The following is a 20,704-nucleotide window of genomic DNA, read 5'->3' as shown; positions in this document are numbered from 1 at the left end:
CCAATTCCAACTTGATAAGCGAATTACCGTGGATGACCCGGAATCCCGCGATAGGGACACTGCGCCGACCGTATTCCCGAGATTCATATAACTGTTAAACACGATTCTGAAATCATCCGTAGTTTTATCGTTACAAGATGCCGCATTGTTCGTGCCGTCATCCCCGCCTTCAAATCGATAGTTGCTCGGTTGTAATACGGGTAAGCTGTTGTCCCACCAGCAGGATGTAGAAACCCAGGTTCCGCCTGTCGCACTTCCGATTGCAGGAAAACTTGGAGCACACCCCGGCGCCCCGACCTGACTTACCAAGCCGATCGCTTGCACGGACGGATTTGGATTATTTCCTCCCGCAAGAAAGCTGCCGGATATCGGAGTGGCTATTTTATTTCCGTTCGAGGCTTCCGCCGATGTGCCTACGGAAATGGTATATCTGGTTCCGAAATCTAATTTTGAATCCGAGGTGAACGTTAAGATTTGATTTCCTCCCGTCCATGTGTATGTGCCGCTCACCGGAGGACTGACCCCGATTGCGCTTTGGGTGACGGAAGGATTCATAGGAGTATTAAAATTGAAAGTAATGGATTGGCCGTTTGGATTTCCTAGGCAACCGTTGAGAACATTCGTAGTTAGGATGTCTACCGGCGTTCCGATTCCGGCTTGGCAACCTGCTAAGGAACCAGTGGTAACGGTGATCGTGTTAACATTCGGTCCTGCGTTGGCAGTCCCTACGAAAAAACTTCCGATCGGGTTGCCGCTCAATGCAATCCCGTTCGTATCTTTCGCGCCAGTGCCAAAACTGATATTGTATCTTTGATTTGCCGTTAGGGCAAAATCAGGTTGGATGGAAAGTGTATTTCCAGACGTCCATACGTATTTTGCAGAAATTCCCGGACTAATCGAAAGCGCAGTTAACGTCGCAGAAGTATTCATTGGTCTTGAAAAATTAATAAGAATCGGGTTTACGGTCGGATTACCCATACAGGCATTGATCACATCGGTGGTAAAAAAATTAGTTTGGGTGGCAGTTCCCCCGTTGCAGGCTGCACTATTTCCCGCTGCCAAAAACATTCCGTTGACGGCCGGACTTTGACCGGCGCTGGAAGCGTTTCCAATTGATATGGAAGCGCTAAACGGATCTTTCAGATCCAACCCCGCCTTGTCTTCGCAACTTTTAGTCACAGTGTAAGTATAAGTCCCGGGATTTAATGCCGCCGAAGGAGCAAAGGTAAGGACGGTTCCATTCAATTCGGTAAAGAATCCAACCGTTTGAGGAGACATGCTGAAGGCAATTCTACAACTCTGCATGTTCATCTCTCTGCTAAAGCCCACGTCAAATTTTTGATCGGCCGGAAGTCCGTCAGTGCCTGATCTGGGGCTGCTAAAAATGACTTCCGGAGGAGGGTCGCCCCAAAGTGCGCCCAAACCTAGGAGTTTTTCGCCGGTGTCCTGGCAGTTTGAAAGCAGCAAATGAATCCCAAAGAGGATATAATAAAAAGGTAATTTACAATTTTTGGTTATTCTTTTCTGATTTTTCATTTTTTATCCTATCTTTTGGGTTTAATTGTGTTTTCTTGATTTTTGATGATGTTTGAAAGGATCGAGTTGCCTGAACCTTTCGAATAACTGATTAATTTTCGTAAGCCGCCTTCATCGGTGGTTACTTGAGCGTATTCGTAGCAGTTGATCGCATAAGAAGCCAATGCGTCCGTAAGATCTTCTTGTGATTTTATCATTTCCAATTCGGAATTAATTTGATCTTCCTTTTTAGCCTGGCCATAGGCAACCTTTGCCGCGGTAACTCTGCTCGATTCTACTTGTAGATTGATTCTGGAATTCGCGATATTTATTAATTCCCAGGATTGATTGAGTTTATCCACGGTTTTCTTTATTTCAAAGCCGACCTGATTCTCCATATTTCGATAGTTTAGAAGAGCTTCCGAAAGTTGAATTTCCCCCTCGACGATTTTTCTGGACTGGCTTAGATTATCGAATAAACGAACCGATGTCGAGTTGTAACTATTTGTCCCGGGACCGACGGTCTGATTTCCGAATCCAGGATACGTTTGAATTCCGTTTCCATCCTTCTGAACGCCTGTGTTTCCGTTGGATTGAATGACGCTGCTCCCAAGCGGCATAACTAAATTAAAATTTACTCCATAACTATCGTGTGAAAATTGATTGTTATTGCCGTTTCTTCCCGCGTAACCGCCGAGAAACACCTTTGGCATATAATAATTATCTAATATTTCCTTTTCGTTCTTTACTTTTTTGACAAGCACCTGCATCTTTTTTAGATCTTCTCTGCCGTTGCGAGCCCTCGAAATCAATTCGTCGATATTCATGGACGGAGGAGGGTTGATGACAAAGTCGAAGAATAGATTTTCGTCGAGTTCCACGTTCGCATAGTAATCAAGATTCATCACCTGTTTGAGATCCAATAGGGCCTGATCGCTATCGTTTTTAGATTTTTGCGCGTTGAATTCCGATTGTTTGACTTTGCTTTCCAAATCCAAAACTTGCAACTTGGTGATGAATCCTTGCTTGAATTCGACCTGTCCTTTACGATAGGCCTCTTGCGCTTTTTCTAATGCTTTTTTTTGAATGAAAACTTTTCCCCTGGTTGCCAGGGCCTTGAAATAAGTTTTTTGTATTTCCAACCGCAATTTTGACAGATTGATTTTAAAATCCTGTTCGTTCAGCATTTCGGATAACTTCGCAATCTCTAAATTTAAACTTGCTTCTCCTCCATCGAATATCAATTGCTGAACTGTCAGTCGAATATCGTTATATATGTTGTCCGTCGAATTTACGTTTTGATTTCGTAATCCGTAGTATTGGATTCCAAATTTTGGTAGAAACTCCCTCCACTTTTCGGTGATGACCATTTTTGTTACGTCCTTCCGAGCTTCCAAAACCTTAAGTACAACGCTGTTGCTTGAACCGATCAGAACGGCTTGGTCTAGAGTAATCTTCATAGGAGGCTGTTTGGGAAGTTCCCCCTGAGCCATTATGGAAAATATGAAAAAGCAATATAAACCTGCGATGAATACCGGTCTTATTGTTATTAATTTGCATAGTTTACTTACTTTCATTATCACGTGGACTAAATAACTTTTTGAATGACTTACGGTTCTTATACCTAAGGGAGCTTAAAAGAGACATTAGAACATTCTTCAAGCTAAGTTTGTTAAGCAGGGCTCAACTATCTGTGCTTCTCATATTTCGATGTGCGTCGGCGTATGAGATACCTTTAGATTAAATTCATATAAGGCAAAACCATGGTATTTCAAACTTGATTGTTTGATATTTTGTCTCATGGTTTTTTTGCGCGTTATTCGCTCCTTTTAGTATTTATATTCTCGGTTATCCGCATTTCTTCTTTTAAAAAACTTTTCTCCATTTTTTTCTGGTCATATTTTTACATTCTAAGTTATCTTCCCTCTTAAGTTCGTTTTTTGAATGTGCTTGTCATTTGTCTGCTTTTTTTGGCAAATGTGATTTTTTTATTTGCATTTTATCTCAAAATCCATTCCCATCGTTTGGAAGAGCATTTTCAAGTTTTTTTTGCAGTATTTTTAGGACTGATCATTTTATTCTGAGGAGATCTATTTTGGCGATTTTGAAACCTCATTGGACTTTGTTTCGATTTCTTCTTTTTTGCCTCACTTGTCTTTGTTTCTGTAAGCCTAAAAGTGCAGATTATTCTTTTTTGTCGTATTTAGGAATCGCCAACCAAGGAACCTATGTAAACGGGGTCTTCTATCCTTCGGAAAATCCGTTTCATGCAGGGGATCAATCTCATTTTAATGGTGCGCAGGCTGGAAATACTGGTTCTGTCGTTTCCGTGGGTGGTGATAATTCCACTCTTGGGGTTTCCACTCGAAATAATGGGGTTCCCGACATCATCTTCTTATACAATGAGAATGGAATTCCAATCGCCGTTGATGTCGATGGTAACGGCCTTGCGGATTATTATATCTGTTATAAGAATCAAACCGAATATTCTTTGATGACCGGCTCCGGTTGCACTGGAAATTCCGTTTCGGTGATCGTCGGACAAGGATACGACACAAATGGGGATGGGATAGCGGATAATACGATTCTTTCTCAGATCAGTGGGGACTCTCTCGCTCCCGTTTCCATGATTAGTCCTAACGCTGGAATCTACGGTTCCCCAATCCAACTTACCATCGCTTGCAACGATAATGTCGCTCCGGGAAACATCGTTTATTCTACGGATTCGTCGACTCCGTCTTTCAGTCCGCTACTCGGCATTGCCTCCAACCCGAAAATTAAAAAAGTAACCCTTGGTAACGGCGACGGTCTTTATACGATCAAATACAGATGCCGTGATTTAGCAGGAAACATAGAATCCGTTCACACCGACACTTATGAAATCAATCATAACGTGCCTACCGTTAGTATTTCTAATGTGAACTCTACCGGAGTCAGCAGTCAAACCGGCGCAATCAATAATCTTTCCTTTGACTGGACTTCGAATTATTCAGGATCGTATTCGATTCGTTTAAACGCAGGTAATTGTCAGAGCGGCTCTATTTTACAGTCCGGCATCGTTTCCGCAAATGTACCATTAAGCGTAAATATTTCTTCCAATAGCTTCACTGTAGGGTTGAATACGCTTCACGTTTGTGCGACTGCCGCTCTCACCGGCTATCAGACGTTATCTATCGTTCGAGACGAATCGCAGCCGTCCATCAGCCCGACTCCGGGCGGAGGGAATTATGGGAATGCGCAGAACGTTAGTCTTTCCTGTACCGATAACAATCCTGCGGGATGCGGATTGATTGCTTATACGTTGAATGGAGCGGATCCGAATATCGACGGCTCTAACGGAACCATTTTAACCGGAACTCAATTTCAGAATCCGATTTCGATTCCACTTAATACAGCGGTTACGTTAAAATTTATCGGCGTCGATCTTGCCGGAAATCTTTCACCTTTGCAATCGGTGAATTACTTTATCAATACTTCCGTCGCCACCGTTACTACGAATTCTTTTACCCCGGTAAGTCAATTAGTCAACGCTACTTCCGATCAAAGTATAAGTTGGGTGAGCGATCGAAACGGTGTTTTTACATTGCGTTCCGGAACCGATTGTTCATCCGGAACGATTCTGACCGGAACCAACAGCGCCGGTAACGTCACCGCAGGAGTTCCGATCACCACGACGATTCTAAATTCTAATTTTGCTCAAGGAGCGAATACGGTTTCGATCTGCGTCGCCAACGCGAGCTTGGATCCGCTCTACGGAAACGTTTCCTTTTCTGTGACGAAGGACAATGCGCGTCCGATAGTGAGTTCCACAAGTCCTGCGGATTTTAATGCGGGAAGTCCCGTTTACGTCAATCCAAGTCCCGGTAGAATCCAGATCGTTTTTAATAAGAATATGGATGTTTCTTTCGGAGGCATTACGACCGGGACGAAGATTAAGAACGTCTGTTATCCTGCTCCGACCAATCCTCCGCTTAGCGTTTTTGTTTACGATGGCGCCAGCTGGGATTGTATCGATTTCACAGCAACTTATACTTGGGTGAGTGCGACAACGCTTCAGATCGATTTTTCTTGGATGAACTTTCCGGAAAACGCGAAGATTCTTTGGACTCTTTCTAAAACGGTTCTTCAAGATTCTGCGGGCAATTCTCCTTTGAACGACATTCAGCAGAGTTTTGTCACCGGAATGAAATCCCAGTATTTTAAACCTTTTAAGACAAATCAAACAAGTTGCTGGGACTCCAACGGGAACCTGATTCCTTGTGTCGGTACGAAACAAGACGGGGAAACTCAATCCGGTTCAAATCGAAATTATTCGGTTCAATATTATTCGGGTTATCCGAGCGACGCAGTTACGGAAGATACCGTTTCCGGTTTAAAATGGAAGACTTGCGTGGAAGGAAAGATTTCTTCTTTGAATTCCGGCGTGACTCAGTGCGCAGACATTGTTACTCCGTCGGCAAGTTGTTCCCCGGTTGATTCTTCCAATAACCCCGTTAAGCTGGAATTTTGGCCCTTCTTTAGTTTTCAGGACGGTAGCAATGTCGTTCACCCTTCCGGAGTAAACGGTTGTTCTTATCTGAATCAGTGCAATTCGGGCGCCGGCTTTGCTGGAATAACGGATTGGAGACTCCCGACCCAGAAAGAGCTGGATACTTTGTCGGTTTTTGGTTCTTCTTCCGCCGATGCAACGTTTCCGATTCCGGGTTTTCCCGACGGGATCGCAAACTATTATTGGTCGTCGACTCTGAGACGTTCCAATCCATTTTTTGCTTGGGGCGTTAATTTTAATTATGGCGCTTCCGATACTTTTGTTCGTTCCAATACCAACAACATTCGTTGTGTATCCGGTTCCGGAAGCTCGGTTCAGAGTTTGACTGATCCCGGAGATCAAACCATCTCGGACTCTACAGCGAACTTGTTTTGGCAAAAATGTAGCGCCGGCTTGTCCGGTAGTTCTTGCGCGACGGGAACTGCAACAAAACCCACTTGGTCTGCTGCGCTGACCTACTGTAGTGGTTTGAACTTAGCCGGTCGGTCTTGGCGACTTCCAACGATTAAAGAATTGAACAGCCTCGTTGATATGACTTCTTCGAGTTCCACGCTTACGATCAATTCTACTTTTTTTCCGAATACTAAGAATTCTTATTATTGGACTTCTTCTTCTTATGCCCCGTCGCCTGGAAATGCCTGGACCGTGTTTTTTCAGTCGGGTGGAATGACGCCGTTTTCCTCTAAAACGGGTACGGCTTACGTTAGATGTGTTGCGAATGGTCCGTGAGTTTCGGATATCGATGATTTTGAAAGGGGAGAATCGGTTTATTTTATGATTCGTAAGTATATAAAAATTTCTTTTTTGCTTTTGTTCCTTCTTCTTTTGCCGTCTTGCGGTAATAATAAAAGTTCGGCGACTCCCGCCGCTTTATACAACGCACTTTTAAGTCTATTAGGAGTTCCTAATGTTTCACGAGGTGCCGATGGAATTGCTGCTTCGACTATTTCAGGGCAGATTTTCTCCTTTTCTCCGGGAGAATCTATCGACTTGAACGGAGGGACCCAGGGAAATGTTGCTACTGGAATCGTTGTTGATCCCAGCGGAAATGGAAATACTTCCGGAATATCCGTAAATGGAAACGGCATTCCTCAAATCATTTTTGTGACCAACGCCCAAGGTGACCCGATCGGCGTCGATATCAACGGAAATGGAATACTCGATTATTATCTTTGTGCAGGTGCGGGCGGTAAGATTACCCTTACTACTGGACCAAATTGCTCCGGAAATAAGGTTACCGTGTATCCCGGTTTCGGCTATGATGAGAATGGAGATGGAGTTGTCGATAATCCGATTTTGGCTTTGATTAGCAATGATGTCAACCCGCCTATGTCCTCCATTTTCCCGGCCCCCGGTATTTATGGCGGCGCTCAATCGGTTACGATCACTTGTGCGGATAATTTGGCGCCTGGAAATTTGGTCTATTCTATTGACGGCTCTACTCCCGCTTTTTCCCCTTTAGTAGGCTATGTTAAGAATCCTACTACGACAAGTTTTACCGTCGGGGGTTTCGGTGAAGGCATTTATACGGTTCAGTATCGCTGTAGAGATTTGGCGGGCAATTTAGAAGGAGTTCAATCCGCGATTTATGAGGTGAACCATAATCTGCCGAATGTCACTTTAGATAGTAGTTCTACGGGCGGTTACGTGAGCGCTATGAACGGCGCGGTCAACACAATTCCGATTTTTTGGAAAAGCAATCAGAGTGGTACGTATAGCATCCGGGCAAATGGTACTGGTTGTAACAACGGCGGAGTTCTTAGTTCCGGATCCGTTTCGGCTAATGTGCCAAACACTTTTAATATCGCGGCCGCTTCCTTAAGCGTCGGTAGTAATTCTATTTTTATCTGTGTTACAGCCGGTTTTACAGGGCAGACGAGTTTGACGGTTGTTCGAGACGACGTAGCTCCTACGATTACGGCGGATCCGGGAGCGGGAAACTATGGAAAAGAAGAGAACGTTACTTTAAAGTGTAATGATAATTCCGGAGCACCTTGTTCGGTTCTTGCTTATACGACCGACGGTTCGAATCCTCTCATCTCAGGCAGTTCCGGTGCTATTTTGGCCGGTTCAGCTTATTCCGCCCCGATTCCCTTACCGACCGGAACCTTGAATCAAGCGATTAAATTTTTGGCTCGGGATAAGGCCGGGAATTTAGGTGCGGTTCAATCGGCGATTTACTCCGTCGATACTTCGATTCCCACGATTACGGTCACTAGTACGACCCCGGCTCTTTATTACGGCAGTCTCGTGATCGATAACTCGGCTGCCCAAGTTTCTTGGCAAGTAAGCGGTAACAAAGTTTCCTATTCCCTTTTTAAGAAAAGGGCTTCCGCTTGTACCGAATGCGTAACCACAGGCGTCGCGAATTGTCCTGTCGGCAAATTTAAGGATACGAGCGGGGTTTTATATTCTAACGCCGGCGATTGTAATTGTAATAACGGTAATTCTCTTTTGGGCTCGAATACAAACGCAAGCGGCGCATTGAGTATGTCCAATCCGATCTCGGTCAATTCCTCCATTGATCCTCTCAATTTTTCTTTGGGTTCGAATACTCTTATGGTCTGTGTCGCAAACGCTGCGGCAGGTTTTGGTCCGCAGTTTGCAAGTAGGGAAATTATAGTTTGGAAAGATTTGGATGTACCGCAAGCGGTTAGTATTTCTCCTACTTTAAACGGTCACAATATCAAACCGGATCCAGGTAAGATTAAGATTACTTTCAGCGAACCAATGCAAGATATTGTCCCGATTTTGAAGGTTCAATATTTTAACGGAACGGGTTGGGTCGATTTTAGTTTTGATACGGTTTCAGGCGCTATTCCGAATTTCACCTGGAATACCGGTGTTGGAGAACCTCATAACATCCTTACTATCGATCTTCCTTGGATCCGTTTTCCGGAGAACGCACTTTTACGATGGGAAATTGATAAGAATAGTCTGAAAGATATCTCTAATAATTCAGTTCAGAGTAACGATGTTTCCGGACAATTAGCGGGAACTTTTTTGACCGGTTCTTATTTTTCTACGAGAGACGTTACTTATGGAAGTTTAATTCCGAAAACTGGACAAACTCGCTGCTCCTATCAGTCGGGCGGGTTCGATATAGGAAGTTGTCTCGGCGTCACCGCCGCTTTTGACAGCGTTACGGAGAGAGTCGGGCAAGACGGTTTTTACCAGAAAGGAATTGCGAGCAGCGTAACGAGTCTTTCAAATTCTTCGTATCCTTCGAATACCAGTAAGAAAGATAACAATAATTCACTTATCTGGCAGGAAATCGATTCCGGCTCCAATTTCGATTTTAATTCCGCCTTAAAATATTGTGCGAATTTGAATCGTATGAATCCTCAGGCTCCTCCGAACGCTAATGTCTTTAACGGCTACGCCAATCGTACGGATTGGAGACTTCCTTCGGTGGAAGAATTGGAAAGCGCTTTGATCTATGACGGAAGTCAGTGGCTCTCGTTTAACAATGGTTGTAGCGGTGCGGGAGGTCAAAACGACTTTTGGACTTCTTCCTTTTTTACATCCAATCTGCGAAACGCTTGGTACGTGGATTTTTGCAAACAGAACATTTTCTTCGAGCTTACCTCAAGTGGGAAAAAAGTCCGCTGTGTTTCGGGTAGTGTTCCAAGCTCGGCTACTCCGTAAAATCTTTATCAAGGAATACGAATCGGTCTGGAATCTTATGAATCACTTTTTTAAATCACTGAAATTCTATTCAATCTGCTTTGCCGTCTTTGTTTTGGCGGTTGGTCAAACTGTAACCACGGTCCGTTTTAAAAATATGAAAGATGGGACCGTCCTAGATTATAGAACCGGCTTTTTATGGCAGGTTTGCCCCGCGGGCCTGGGGTCGGAAAATGCCTCTCACCAATCCACTTGCGGAGCGGACAACGGTAACATGAACGGTACTCCTACCGTCTATACTTGGGCAAACGCATTGAAATATTGTAACGGACTTTTATCGGAGAAGCCTCCTGTTTTACCGGCGGGTAAAACATGGAGACTTCCGAATATTAACGAGCTAAAGAGTATAGTCGACCGTTCTCAAATGAATCCAGCAATGGATACGAGCGTTTTAACGACTGCGGGAGTCGATTATTTTTGGTCTTCTACTTCGGTTGCAAGCGGTTCGAGCGCGGCCTGGACAGTTAACTTTTTTTACGGGACTTCCTACGGTACAAGTGATAAAGATTTCGGTTATTATGTTCGGTGTGTAGCTACGAATTAAGGATTTATTATATGAAGCTTAAAAGAAAACGAATATTCTTTTTTCCTTTTTTACTCTTAATTTCCTTTCTTTTTTTTGATTCCTTATCGTCTCAGCCGGTCGTCGTTCCGAATTTGAATACTCCCGTATTCAATTCCAACAGCATGAACCAAACGTTTACCGTAGCAAACGGTATGCAAACGATTGGTAACTGGGACGCTTTCGTCTTTCAGAGCGTGAGCATTTTGCAGACTCAATGGGAAGCCCAGGTTCAAGCACAAATTTCGATGATCGTGAACAGCGTTACTACAAGCGATCATTTTGCTTCCGTTCAAGATTATCAGACCTATGTCTACAATTCGCTGCAAGGACAGGCCAGCGAACAATTGTTATCCTGGCAGTCGTCAGTGGAAACGACGATTTTATCCGAACGCAGCGATTACCTTTCGGCTTTGTACGGTTCTAATTCCGGTGCAGTGGCCAGTTCTACGGCCCAGTTCCAGAGTCAGTGGAATTCATTCGTTTCCGGAAGCGGCTTGAATCTAAATCTAGGAGGGTCTTTGAGTCAAGCGGTTCTAAACAGCGGCCAGCAGACTTTGGAAGGACTGGAAAGCCAATGGTGGAGCGACTTTAATCAGAATTTGCAGAGCGGTCTTCAGACGTATCAGGAAGCGCTTCAGGGTTTGACTACTAAATATCAAGATCTTCTTTCCCAGATTAACGCGACGGAAATGCAGTATCAAGCTCACCTTGCTCAGATTCAACAATCTCAGGCTGGAGTTAAGGATCAGATTCTTTCGAGCTTGGAAGGTTATCAGTCTTTTTTAAACGGCAATAATCTTTTTTGGAATTCGATTTCAGTATTGTATGACAATACTTCCAACAGCTATGTTCAGGCTAGTTGCCCCGGCGGCCATAGTTGTACGACTTTTCAATATGATCCGGCGAACTCGCAGTTTTATTCTTTCGGATCCTGTCCGGCGGGTCATACTTGCGCGAACGTTTTATATGATTCTACCGATAGCAAGTATTTACAGAATACGGTTTGTCCGTCGATCTGCGACGGTAGCGAGAAGGAGAACCTTTCGATTCGAACGGGATTGAACGCGGACGGTCGGGCGTTTCAAAACGTTATCAATAACGTTGCGAATGCGCTGCAGGAAGGATACGTAATGCCTGCGATTTTCGATTATACTTCGGGGACGATGATCAGCTACAACGCGAATTGTTTAAACGGCAATAGTTGCGTGAAGGGTCTTTACGATTCGACTTCGGGTTCATTTGTCGCGTCGACTACTTGTTCCGCAGGGCATACCTGTTATAGTGCTGTGGTGGACAATACGGTCCCAGCTTCTGCGACGGGTTCTTACTTTGCCACCAGTTGTCCGGTCGGAGATACACGTTGTGTGTCATGTCAGTCCGGTCATACTTGTCAGGTCCAGGATATGGAAGCAGGCTTCTTATACGCTTCCAATCTGATGACCTCATTTTTGCACAGTGAACTTCTCGCCACACAAGGGGCGCTTCAAAGCGCAATCAACTATCAGAACGGGAACGGGACAAATAACGTCCGTTACGGCGACGCGGAATATTCAAACGACACAATTTATTCTTATTGGGGATCGACTCCCTTTGAACATGCCGCAGCAACTTCGACGTCAATGGCTGCGGTTAGTATTTATGAAATTCTGAATTCGGCCGCGACCGAGGGGGCAGGCGGGCTTGCAAAGAAAATCATAGCATACATTCGTAATGAAATTACGGAAACGGATCTGGCCAATTGGATCATGGATGCATATACAAGCGGTTTAGACGGAAATGGCTCTCCGCTTACCGGTTTGACGGGTTTAGGACCTGGAATAACGATCACAGGAATTAGCCACGCCGATCTTCGCGCTTTTATGAACGAAGACGCTTTTACTCCTTTTTTTGCCGCAACTCCTTATTGTCCGGATTGGTTGGGCTGTTATTCGGGAGATATTTTTAATCCGACGCCCGGGATTTACATGGCAAACCGTACCTTTTCCGAGCAGCAAAACATAGGAGGAGCTTGGGGAACTAACTTCTACGATTACTTTGCTCGAGAATCCGGGGTTTGGGCGGGCGTCCCTTTTTTGGCGGATATTCAGCATATGCAAGATTATGCCTGGATTGAATTAAACTTTACGGTTTCGAATAACAACGCATTTGCGAACGTAACAACCTATCAAGATCTGGCCTTACAGTTGCAAAGTTTTGAATATGATTGGCAGAACAATGTGATGCCTTCGATTACGAACTGGACCGCTCAGGCGGCCTCGTATCAGGCGCAGTATGCGAATTGGCAGACGCAAATGCAAGCTGCTCTAACGGATGCGCAAAATACCTTTAACGCCGGGGTTCAGGATTTGCAAGGCCAGGAATCGGCTTGGCTTGCACAAATGGGGCAGGTTCAACAACAGGCCGCAAGCGCCTTTCAGGCCGCAGAGAATTCTCTGAAAAACGCGAAGGGGCAAACGAATTACGCTCAACTTACGCAGGAGGTTTTGTCCGGAATCAATCAAGGAAGGACAAAATCAAATATCGACGGGGAAGCTGTTGCGAATACTAGTTCGTTTACCGCTTCCTTCGGTGCCATCCTAAGCGGGTTGGATCGGAACGCGGATCGAAACATTCCTGACTTTGGTTTACTTTCCACTCTCGGGTCCAGCTTTAGCCGGGCGATCACCGGCGCTTCCAACTTGACCCTGTTGTCTTCGACTAACAACGCGACTATGGATACGATTTTGGGTTATATGAACGGAGTTGCGGATTCGATGCGTAAGGAGAAACAGTTTACGCAGAACGGTCAAGGCGATCTGATCGAAGCCCATCACCTCAAAACGAAATCCGTTGAGAGTATAGACAAGTATTCCCATGAAACGATCACAACGACGTATGTGCTGAACGCAGATGGCAGCCTCGGGCCAAAGATTCAGGATTGGATTAAGGATCAGTGCGGAGACGATCTCAGCAACGGCAATTGTAACCAATATATCGAAAACAAATATACGAGCGTTGACGTGGATAGAAGCGGTAAGCTGACTGCTCACCGAAATGTGTATGACGGTTCGACTTCGCTTTGTGGTGCGATGGACGCGACGAATATGGATTCCTATTGTTTCGGTACGGATGATAAGGTCGTTACGATCGCTCCGCCTAACAAGGGATTGTTTCTTTTGGGAAGAGGTGCTTCCCGTTTGGGGGATGTTTTTGACGGTCGAGACAATGCCGTAGGAGATCTTGTCAACAGTACATTCCAAAATGTGAATGCGTTTTTATCCTCAAACAAGAATATGGCCGGCCTTTTTACCGAGGTGAATGCGGCTCAAAGATTGAACGATCACAATGCTTCAATCGCTTCCGCGGATGCAAATAACCGAGTCAAGATTGCAAATATCATAGTAGATTATGTGGAATCCGTTTTGTTGGGCGGAATGTCCACCAGTTCATGGGTGAACAAACAGGCGCAATCGGCGATCCAAGACGTCGTCGCAACGGTGCTTGTGAAAGCCTTTGATCTTCCTCCCGACGTCGCCGCGTTTCTTTCGGGCGGTCTCATGGCTCACATGGAGGCCTCGAAAGCAAGACACGATATGGGAAACCAAGCCTTGGGAATTGGAAAAGGGATGCATTCTCTTTTTAACGACCTTGGAATGGAAGGAATTGAAAGAGCGCTTGTCAAGATCGGGCCTCTTGCATTGGACATGTTGTATCCCGGAGCAGGGCATGCAATGCAGTCAACTTTCGATTCTTACGAAAAAAATCTGAATGCGCTCGACAATTGGAAGAATTTCAAAACGAGCATGTACGGTTTTGCGGTTCAGAAATACGGACAAGAACACGACTTACCTCCTGCTTTGACGGGATTTCTTTCCCAATATGTGATGGATTTTGTGGAGATGAAGGAAGCGAAGGAAGAGCTCGGCAGAAACGGCGCTGCGCTTTCTTTGAATTCCATAGCAGGTGAGCTGAAGTTAGCAGTTGCTAACATCGGAGGATTTTTCGCGGAGATTGAAGGCGGTTTGGTAAAAGCCGGGACCCATATATCCGGTGATCTTGGTTTGACCTCGGAGAAAGAGGAAAAACGAATCAACTCAAACATGCGAGAGGCGATCAATAGCGTTAAATTAAAAGAATACAAAGATGATATTCGCAACTGGGATGCGGATCAGGTGACGCTTGCAAGTGAAGCTGTGAAAGAATATGGTCGTATCAATCAACTCGACCAGAAGACGATCGATCTCTGGGCGCAGCAAGCCTCTGACTTTGTGGTAAGAAAACAAGCGGAGCGGGCATTAAACAAAAGAGACGAGCTTTTAAAGATAGGAACGGTAGTGAGCGGGGGAATCCTAAGTCCTCTTCTTCTAGATGCTAAATTGTTCGGCGGAGGATTGACTACTCTTGTTTCTAAAGGGTTCAAGGGGATTATGACTTCGATCGCCGATCTCGGGAATATGCTTGGAGAGTCGGTTGTATCTTCAGATTTCAAATCCTCGGTATATGATCAGACAAAAGAATGGCATCATACCGTCACTATGGACGACGTAAAGGCGCGTTCTCAACAGGGAATCATCAACAAAGCCTTTGTAGAGAACGATATGCGTAACAAGATGTTCGACCTGATCGGCGAAGCGCTGATGCCCGGCGATCCGAACATGGGGCACATGATTGGATTGTTATTAAAAGACAATATAGACAAACATGAGGCTAAAAAACATGCGCGCGAACAAAGATTAAAAGACGCGGAGACGATTGTTCAAGTAGCGGCCGCAGCTGCGGCAATGTATTTTACCGCAGGAGCCGCAAGTCAAGGTGTTGCTGGCTGGTTATCGACAGTTTCAACGACAGCTACCAACCTAGGGTTAACCACCCTGACGAACGGTCAAATCATTGCCCTTGCTGCGAGTACTGCAACAAGCATGCTAATTGAAGGTCAATTGAACGGAACGAATGGGGCGGTTGCAGCGTTCGCAAGCGGATTGATCAACACCGTGACGATGGGAATCAAAACTCCCGTCACAGGATATATTACTTACACCAAGCACCAAAATGCGAACTTGCTAACCGGCCAACAGGAAGTGAAGGGAGGCTGGGGAGGTGGTGTGAATGTGAACATATCCGGTGTTAAGGGATTGCCTGCTGCTGCGGCGTTGAAGGAGCTAATGACCGCATTTCAAATGAGTAATCTAAGCATGGGAATGAGTTTCAATGCCGACAGTGGATTCGGTATGAACGTAAATACGAACTTTGCGAACAATATTGGCCTAGGATTGGATTACAATTTCAAAAGCAAAAGTTACACCGCGAATGCAAGCTACGACGTAAACAAGGCGGGAGATCTGGAATGGGCAAACGGAAGTTTTAATATATCTGCAAGCAAAGAAGGTAACGCAAGTGTCTCGGTATCCTATAATAGTGACGGCAATACGGCTATTCCGCAAAGTTTGAGAGGAACAGGCGGGACCCTCGAATTTAGCAATGACGGGATGTTGAATTTTAGCGTTCAAGGCTTCAAGGGAGCGACGATAGCGAACGTTGGATACGACACGAATACTCACGGATGGCAAGCCGCGTCTCTTAACAGTAATTTTCAAAACGAATACAACCAAGGTGTGATTGCGGAGAATTCTTCATACAACCGTGAAAAGAGCCAGATGGAGATTTTACATAAAGAATTGAGCTTGGGAACGAGGATGGATAAGCCGTTGTATTCACAAGCAGAGATTGATCACTATCTTCCGAAAAAAGAGGACGGTAGTATCGACATGGACAAAGCTCAACCTGAGAAGTTGCTCGAGAAGTGGAATGCTCACAAGGATGCGATGTCTCAGACTTCAGAAGGCTTACAAAAGTGGAAGAACGACGTAACAAAAGCAGGTGAGAGAGCGGGTATAGAGATCCGTTTTAACGACGGAAAAAGCGCGACTACCACATTCGGTAAATTGGTAAAGGGTGTGTTTGGCGATGTCGCGCAGAGCTTCGGTTTTACGAATGACGGAAGCAAGATGGTTGACAAGGCCGGAGTTTTTCACTTGGACACTTGCTTTGTTGCGGGGACTCAGGTTTGGACGAAAGAAGGTCAAAAGGCAATAGAAACTATCGCAGTCGGCGACATCGTTCAGTCCTGGAACGAGCAAACGAATACATTTGAGAAAAAGAAGGTAACAGAACTTTTCATCCACGAAGTTCCACAACTTTTCAACTTAGAGTTAGACGGTGAAGAAGAACTGCATACGACTTGGAATCACCCGTTTAGACGAAGAATGACTGACTCAAGTTCAAGCAATGTCGCTTTAGCAATCGCAAGTTCAGAATGGGTGAAAGTGGAAGACCTGAAAGTAAACGACGAAGTGTTGAAGTCGGATGGGACTTGGGCGCAAGTAACCGGGATTTTTCACTACAACGTGGAGCCGACTAAGGTGTACAATCTCGAGGTAGAAGACAATCATACGTATGTGGTTGGCGGAGATGCGGAATCGTCTAACGCGGGATATGTTGTGCACAATTACGTAAATGAAAGTAAAGAGGTAACTGCGGCTTTAGGTAGAACGGACCGTTTGTTAAAACTTTCCGGAAACGACCAGGAACTTGCGAGTAGCTTGGGAGAGTTAAAGAATTTAGGAAAAGAATTCCGCAAGAACGCTGCGGATGCGGAGAAGGAAACGAATCGTTTGTTGTTTGAGCATTTCTCCGCGCAACAAAACTTGGAAGTGCAGGGTAAAAAGAATTTAGACTTTGTGAATATGGTTCGAAGCAAAGATGCTGACGACCTTCCTGGAATCGGTAAGATTCGGGAATTGCTGAAGGGAGTGAACCCAGAGAAAGGATATACAAAAGCTCAGCTTTCCGCGATTGATGGGTGGTTGAAACAGGATCTTTCCAAGAATCTACCTGCCGGTGTGGTTAGCACGAAGGATATGGTAAATGGGTATTCTTCCGGAGCCTTTAGTCTGGGCGGCTTTAACAAAGTCGGAGGTGGTAAGACTTTAACGGAACTTGGAACGCATGTAGGTCTTTGGAAAATCGGTCGCGAGTTAGGCGAAATCGAATCGATGAATACAGGTCGTCGGAAAATCCAGGACACAGAGGCAAACCTCATAGCCCATAAAAATAAGATGAAGGAGCGCGGAATCGCAGAGGCGAAGGCAATCCGTGAAGTAGAGAATCGAGTGGAGAGCTACGTATCAAAAATATATGGTAATGATCCAAAGTTTGCGGAAGTGTTAGTAAATTCTCGCACAATCGACAAAAAGGCTCTGAGCAAGAATACAGCTGGGGTTGACTTTGAGACAAAGAGAAAAGCGTTTGAATTGAAACCGGAGCAGGTTGCGAGGCTGCAAGAATTTGACAAACAGAAGAAGGCGATCTTAGCTGAACAGAAGAAACTTGAGAAAGAAGACTACGAAAGACATCAGAAAGATCATCCTGGTGAAAAGTATGTTCGCTCACCTGAGTTAAATCAAAGACGCGAGAAGGCGCTTGCAACCCGGGAACATCTGGACAAACAGAAGTCGAATTTCTTGAACGAAACACTTACACATTTCCCGCAAGAAGGAAGAAGGATCGAACTTGAAAAACTTTCACTACAGGGCAAACTTTCGGACAAAGAACGCAACGAGCTGAGAGGCATCAATGATGCTAAGAGAGAACACAACGACGCAGTGGCGGCTCTTTTTGACCAAAGTGAAACGACGATGCACAAGAGTTTAGAGACTGTGCTTGGAAAAGAGAGAATGGCCGTAGCCAATGATCGCGCTGATCTCACTCAGAATTTGTTACTGAAAGAGGACAAACTGAGAACCTTAGATCCGAAGAAGGACAAGGCAGAATACGACAAGTTGAACATGGAAGTGAAAGCGATCCAGGAGAGAACGGCGCAACTTGACAAAAACTTTTTGGACTATAAGCCAGTACGAAAAGCTGGTGAACCATTGGACGTATTTTTGCTGAGAGAGAAGGACAGCTTTGCCGGAGAATCGAAGGCGATTGAAAGAATTGTAGACGGTTTGGAAGAAGAAGTGAAACACTACAAGGCCTTAGACGATACAAAGAGGGTTGCAGAGCTAAACAACAAAATTGATAAATTTGAAAAACGCGCTCAAGAATCGGCTTTAAGCTCTGTTGACGATGTTCTCACAGCCGCCCTTCGCAAAGGAGGACCGGAGAGAGAAAAAGCATTGCGAGATATGGAAGAATATTTGACGCACGCCGACAAACGGGACAGCGATCAATACGAACGAGAGATATTGATCACAGATTCTATTAAAAATCCGAAGGGTGATCCGGAAGGAACGACGATGCCGATCAATTCTCACTTTGGCCGAGGCGGGTACAGTAACCAAGAAAAAGTAGGGGCGTATTTGCATTCGAACGACCATGGCGGTTTGGATGTGGGAGGAGTGAAAGGAGAAAGGATAAACTCAATTTTGGAAGGGAAGGTAAAGGGAAATCCGACAAAAGGATTGTCGATCACATTACCAGGGGAAATGCCGAATCATTTAAAAGAGAAGGGTATTGCGTATTCGGAGCCATTATATGATGGAACTGGAAACAAAATTCGAGATGCGGGATATTACGATCCAGATGGCAAATTATATTCAGCTAACAAGTTGAATGAATTAGATAAAGCATTTAGAAAGGCGAATCCAGCGATTGCTAAGAACGAGAAACCTTTTGAGTCTGTGCGATCTGTGGGAGTTATCTCTAAGGACGGAAAATTTTACACGATGGCGAATGCGAAGACTCCTGTAGAGTTGACGTCGGATCAAATGGCCTTGGTTCCCGACGAGATCCGACGAAAACCAGAACTTGCGAATGCGAACGGAAACGGAGTATCGATTGAGACGACGTTAAAGGGTACATTTGGTGGGACATATGAACTGCAATATAAACACTTTGATTCTTTTCCAAGAAACGAAAATGGAAAACCTTTGCAGGCTGGTGAGGTGATTAAGCCTGGACAAAAGATCGGGGATTTGGGAACGACCGGACAATCTACTGGAGCGCACCTCCATATTTCTGTGATTTCGTATGACAAGCCGAAAGGTGTTAGCTCTGCTTTCTATGAAGCTAAGAGAAACAGGAAAGGCGAGATTACGTATTACTTGATCAATCCGCAGTATTTCATTAAAGTGATGGCTCCATCCGGAACGAGGAAGTAGATTGGTGAATATGAAGGTAAAGATTAGATTTGTAATATTTCTTTTTTGTTTTGGGACTCTTTTTTCCTGTTCCCCGAAGGAAGAGCAGTTTGCGGATGGGGTTAAGTATTTGGGTGGCTCGAATCTGAAAGGAGAGGAAGAGTTCAAAAAGATCGGTTTAAATGCAAGGGATATTGCAAAGGACCGATTGATGAAGGATCTTTTAAAGTTTAAAGAAGCAATCGAAGAGAAAAATTATCATCGGGTAACGCATCTTTCTACTTCGAGGATTTCTCAATCTATTCAAAGATCTTACAATATTTCATCTGAATATGATGCGATGGAAGCTTGGGTGAAGAGTTTTGAAACAGGAAAAGCATGGTGCGATTATGATCTTTTGTTCAAAGACAAGATTGTGTCTTATGAAATTGAGCCTTCGCAAGCGATTGAAGAAAATGAATTTGATGGAAAGTCATCGAAACGAATGCTTTACAGAGTATATCTGCGTAAAGAAGGCCAGACAGGAAAATTAACATTAGAAAACAGTCATGTGCTGGTGTTTGAGGGGCATCACTTAAGAAATGATACTTGGGTAAGATTTTCAATCGATACATTTGTGAATCACTGTCCGATCCTGAGTCCTGAGGAAGAACAAGAGCGGAAAGATTTTGAAAGTAGCCACCCGGACACAACCCGTTAAAAATAGAGTGTACAGTAACAGTATTCACCTGACAGTTCCTCTGAAAAAAATTGACTAAATTTCAGAAATTGGTTCTTTGTTCTCTTTATTTTTGATTCCCTCAATGAAGACTTGAAATGGAGTTCTGCCTTTCATGTTTCTTCCTTGATAAGCTCGTTTGTGGTTGTATTCTTCAAAGAAGATTTCCAAATCAATTTACATTTCTTCAATCGACTCGTAGAATTTGGTCCGACCTGCAATTCTAAAATGCTCATCGAGCAAAGTTCTATGAAGACGCTCAACGTATCCGTTACTCTGAGGTCTTCGAACCCTGGTCGTTCGATGTTCGATCTCTTCTAATTGAAGAAAGAGTTCAAACGGATGTTGATCTTCTCTTCCACAATACTCACGACCATTATCGGTAAGCACAGTCAGAACTTTAACATTGTGTTCTTCGAAAAAAGGAAGGACGTCGTTGTTGAGAGTTTGAACGGCTGTGACGGGAACTTTTGTATGTAACCGTTCAAAAGAAAGTCTGATGGTTGATTTTATCAATCAAACCGATCTTGACCAGATTATTGACAAGGCCA

Annotated in this window: 7 protein-coding genes and 1 pseudogene; 5 read left to right on the top strand and 3 right to left on the bottom strand. The window is 44.6% G+C overall.

Going from position 1 to position 20,704, the window contains the following annotated elements:
• A partial coding sequence (locus CH376_RS20050) for an Ig-like domain-containing domain (protein WP_100788312.1) occupies positions 1-1,536 on the bottom strand: 1,536 nt, incomplete at its 3' end.
• 8 nt (positions 1,537-1,544) lie between these two features.
• Positions 1,545-3,008 carry a TolC family protein gene (locus CH376_RS20045; RefSeq protein ID WP_100788311.1) on the bottom strand — a complete coding sequence of 488 codons (1,464 nt, stop codon included), beginning with the start codon at positions 3,006-3,008 and terminating at the stop codon, positions 1,545-1,547.
• 602 nt (positions 3,009-3,610) lie between these two features.
• Here CH376_RS20045 and CH376_RS20040 point away from each other — a divergent pair.
• From CH376_RS20040 to lsa27, 5 genes are all read left to right on the top strand, one after another.
• A complete protein-coding gene (locus CH376_RS20040) occupies positions 3,611-6,793 on the top strand; it encodes an Lcl domain-containing protein (protein ID WP_420843570.1) in 3,183 nt (1,060 codons plus the stop codon).
• A gap of 45 nt (positions 6,794-6,838) precedes the next feature.
• A complete protein-coding gene (locus tag CH376_RS20035; RefSeq protein WP_100788310.1) occupies positions 6,839-9,712 on the top strand; it encodes an Lcl domain-containing protein in 2,874 nt (957 codons plus the stop codon).
• 136 nt (positions 9,713-9,848) lie between these two features.
• Positions 9,849-10,295, top strand: coding sequence for an Lcl C-terminal domain-containing protein (locus CH376_RS20030; RefSeq protein ID WP_243398295.1), 447 nt, complete (start codon positions 9,849-9,851; stop codon positions 10,293-10,295).
• A gap of 11 nt (positions 10,296-10,306) precedes the next feature.
• Positions 10,307-19,456 carry a TIGR04388 family protein gene (locus tag CH376_RS20025; RefSeq protein WP_100788308.1) on the top strand — a complete coding sequence of 3,050 codons (9,150 nt, stop codon included), beginning with the start codon at positions 10,307-10,309 and terminating at the stop codon, positions 19,454-19,456.
• A gap of 10 nt (positions 19,457-19,466) precedes the next feature.
• Positions 19,467-20,135: a laminin-binding protein Lsa27 gene (lsa27, locus tag CH376_RS20020; protein ID WP_100788307.1), complete on the top strand. Its 669-nt coding sequence runs from the start codon at positions 19,467-19,469 to the stop codon at positions 20,133-20,135.
• Positions 20,136-20,189: 54 nt separating this feature from the next.
• Here the strand turns inward: lsa27 and CH376_RS20015 are convergent.
• Positions 20,190-20,651, bottom strand: a pseudogene (locus CH376_RS20015) (integrase core domain-containing protein); the annotation flags it as partial.
• Between the last annotated feature and the right edge of the window lie 53 nt (positions 20,652-20,704).

Origin of the sequence: Leptospira adleri, from assembly GCF_002811985.1 — a bacterium.
Lineage (GTDB): Bacteria > Spirochaetota > Leptospiria > Leptospirales > Leptospiraceae > Leptospira > Leptospira adleri.
Note: the sequence above shows the minus strand (reverse complement) of the source record. Positions and strands in the feature narration are given on the sequence as shown.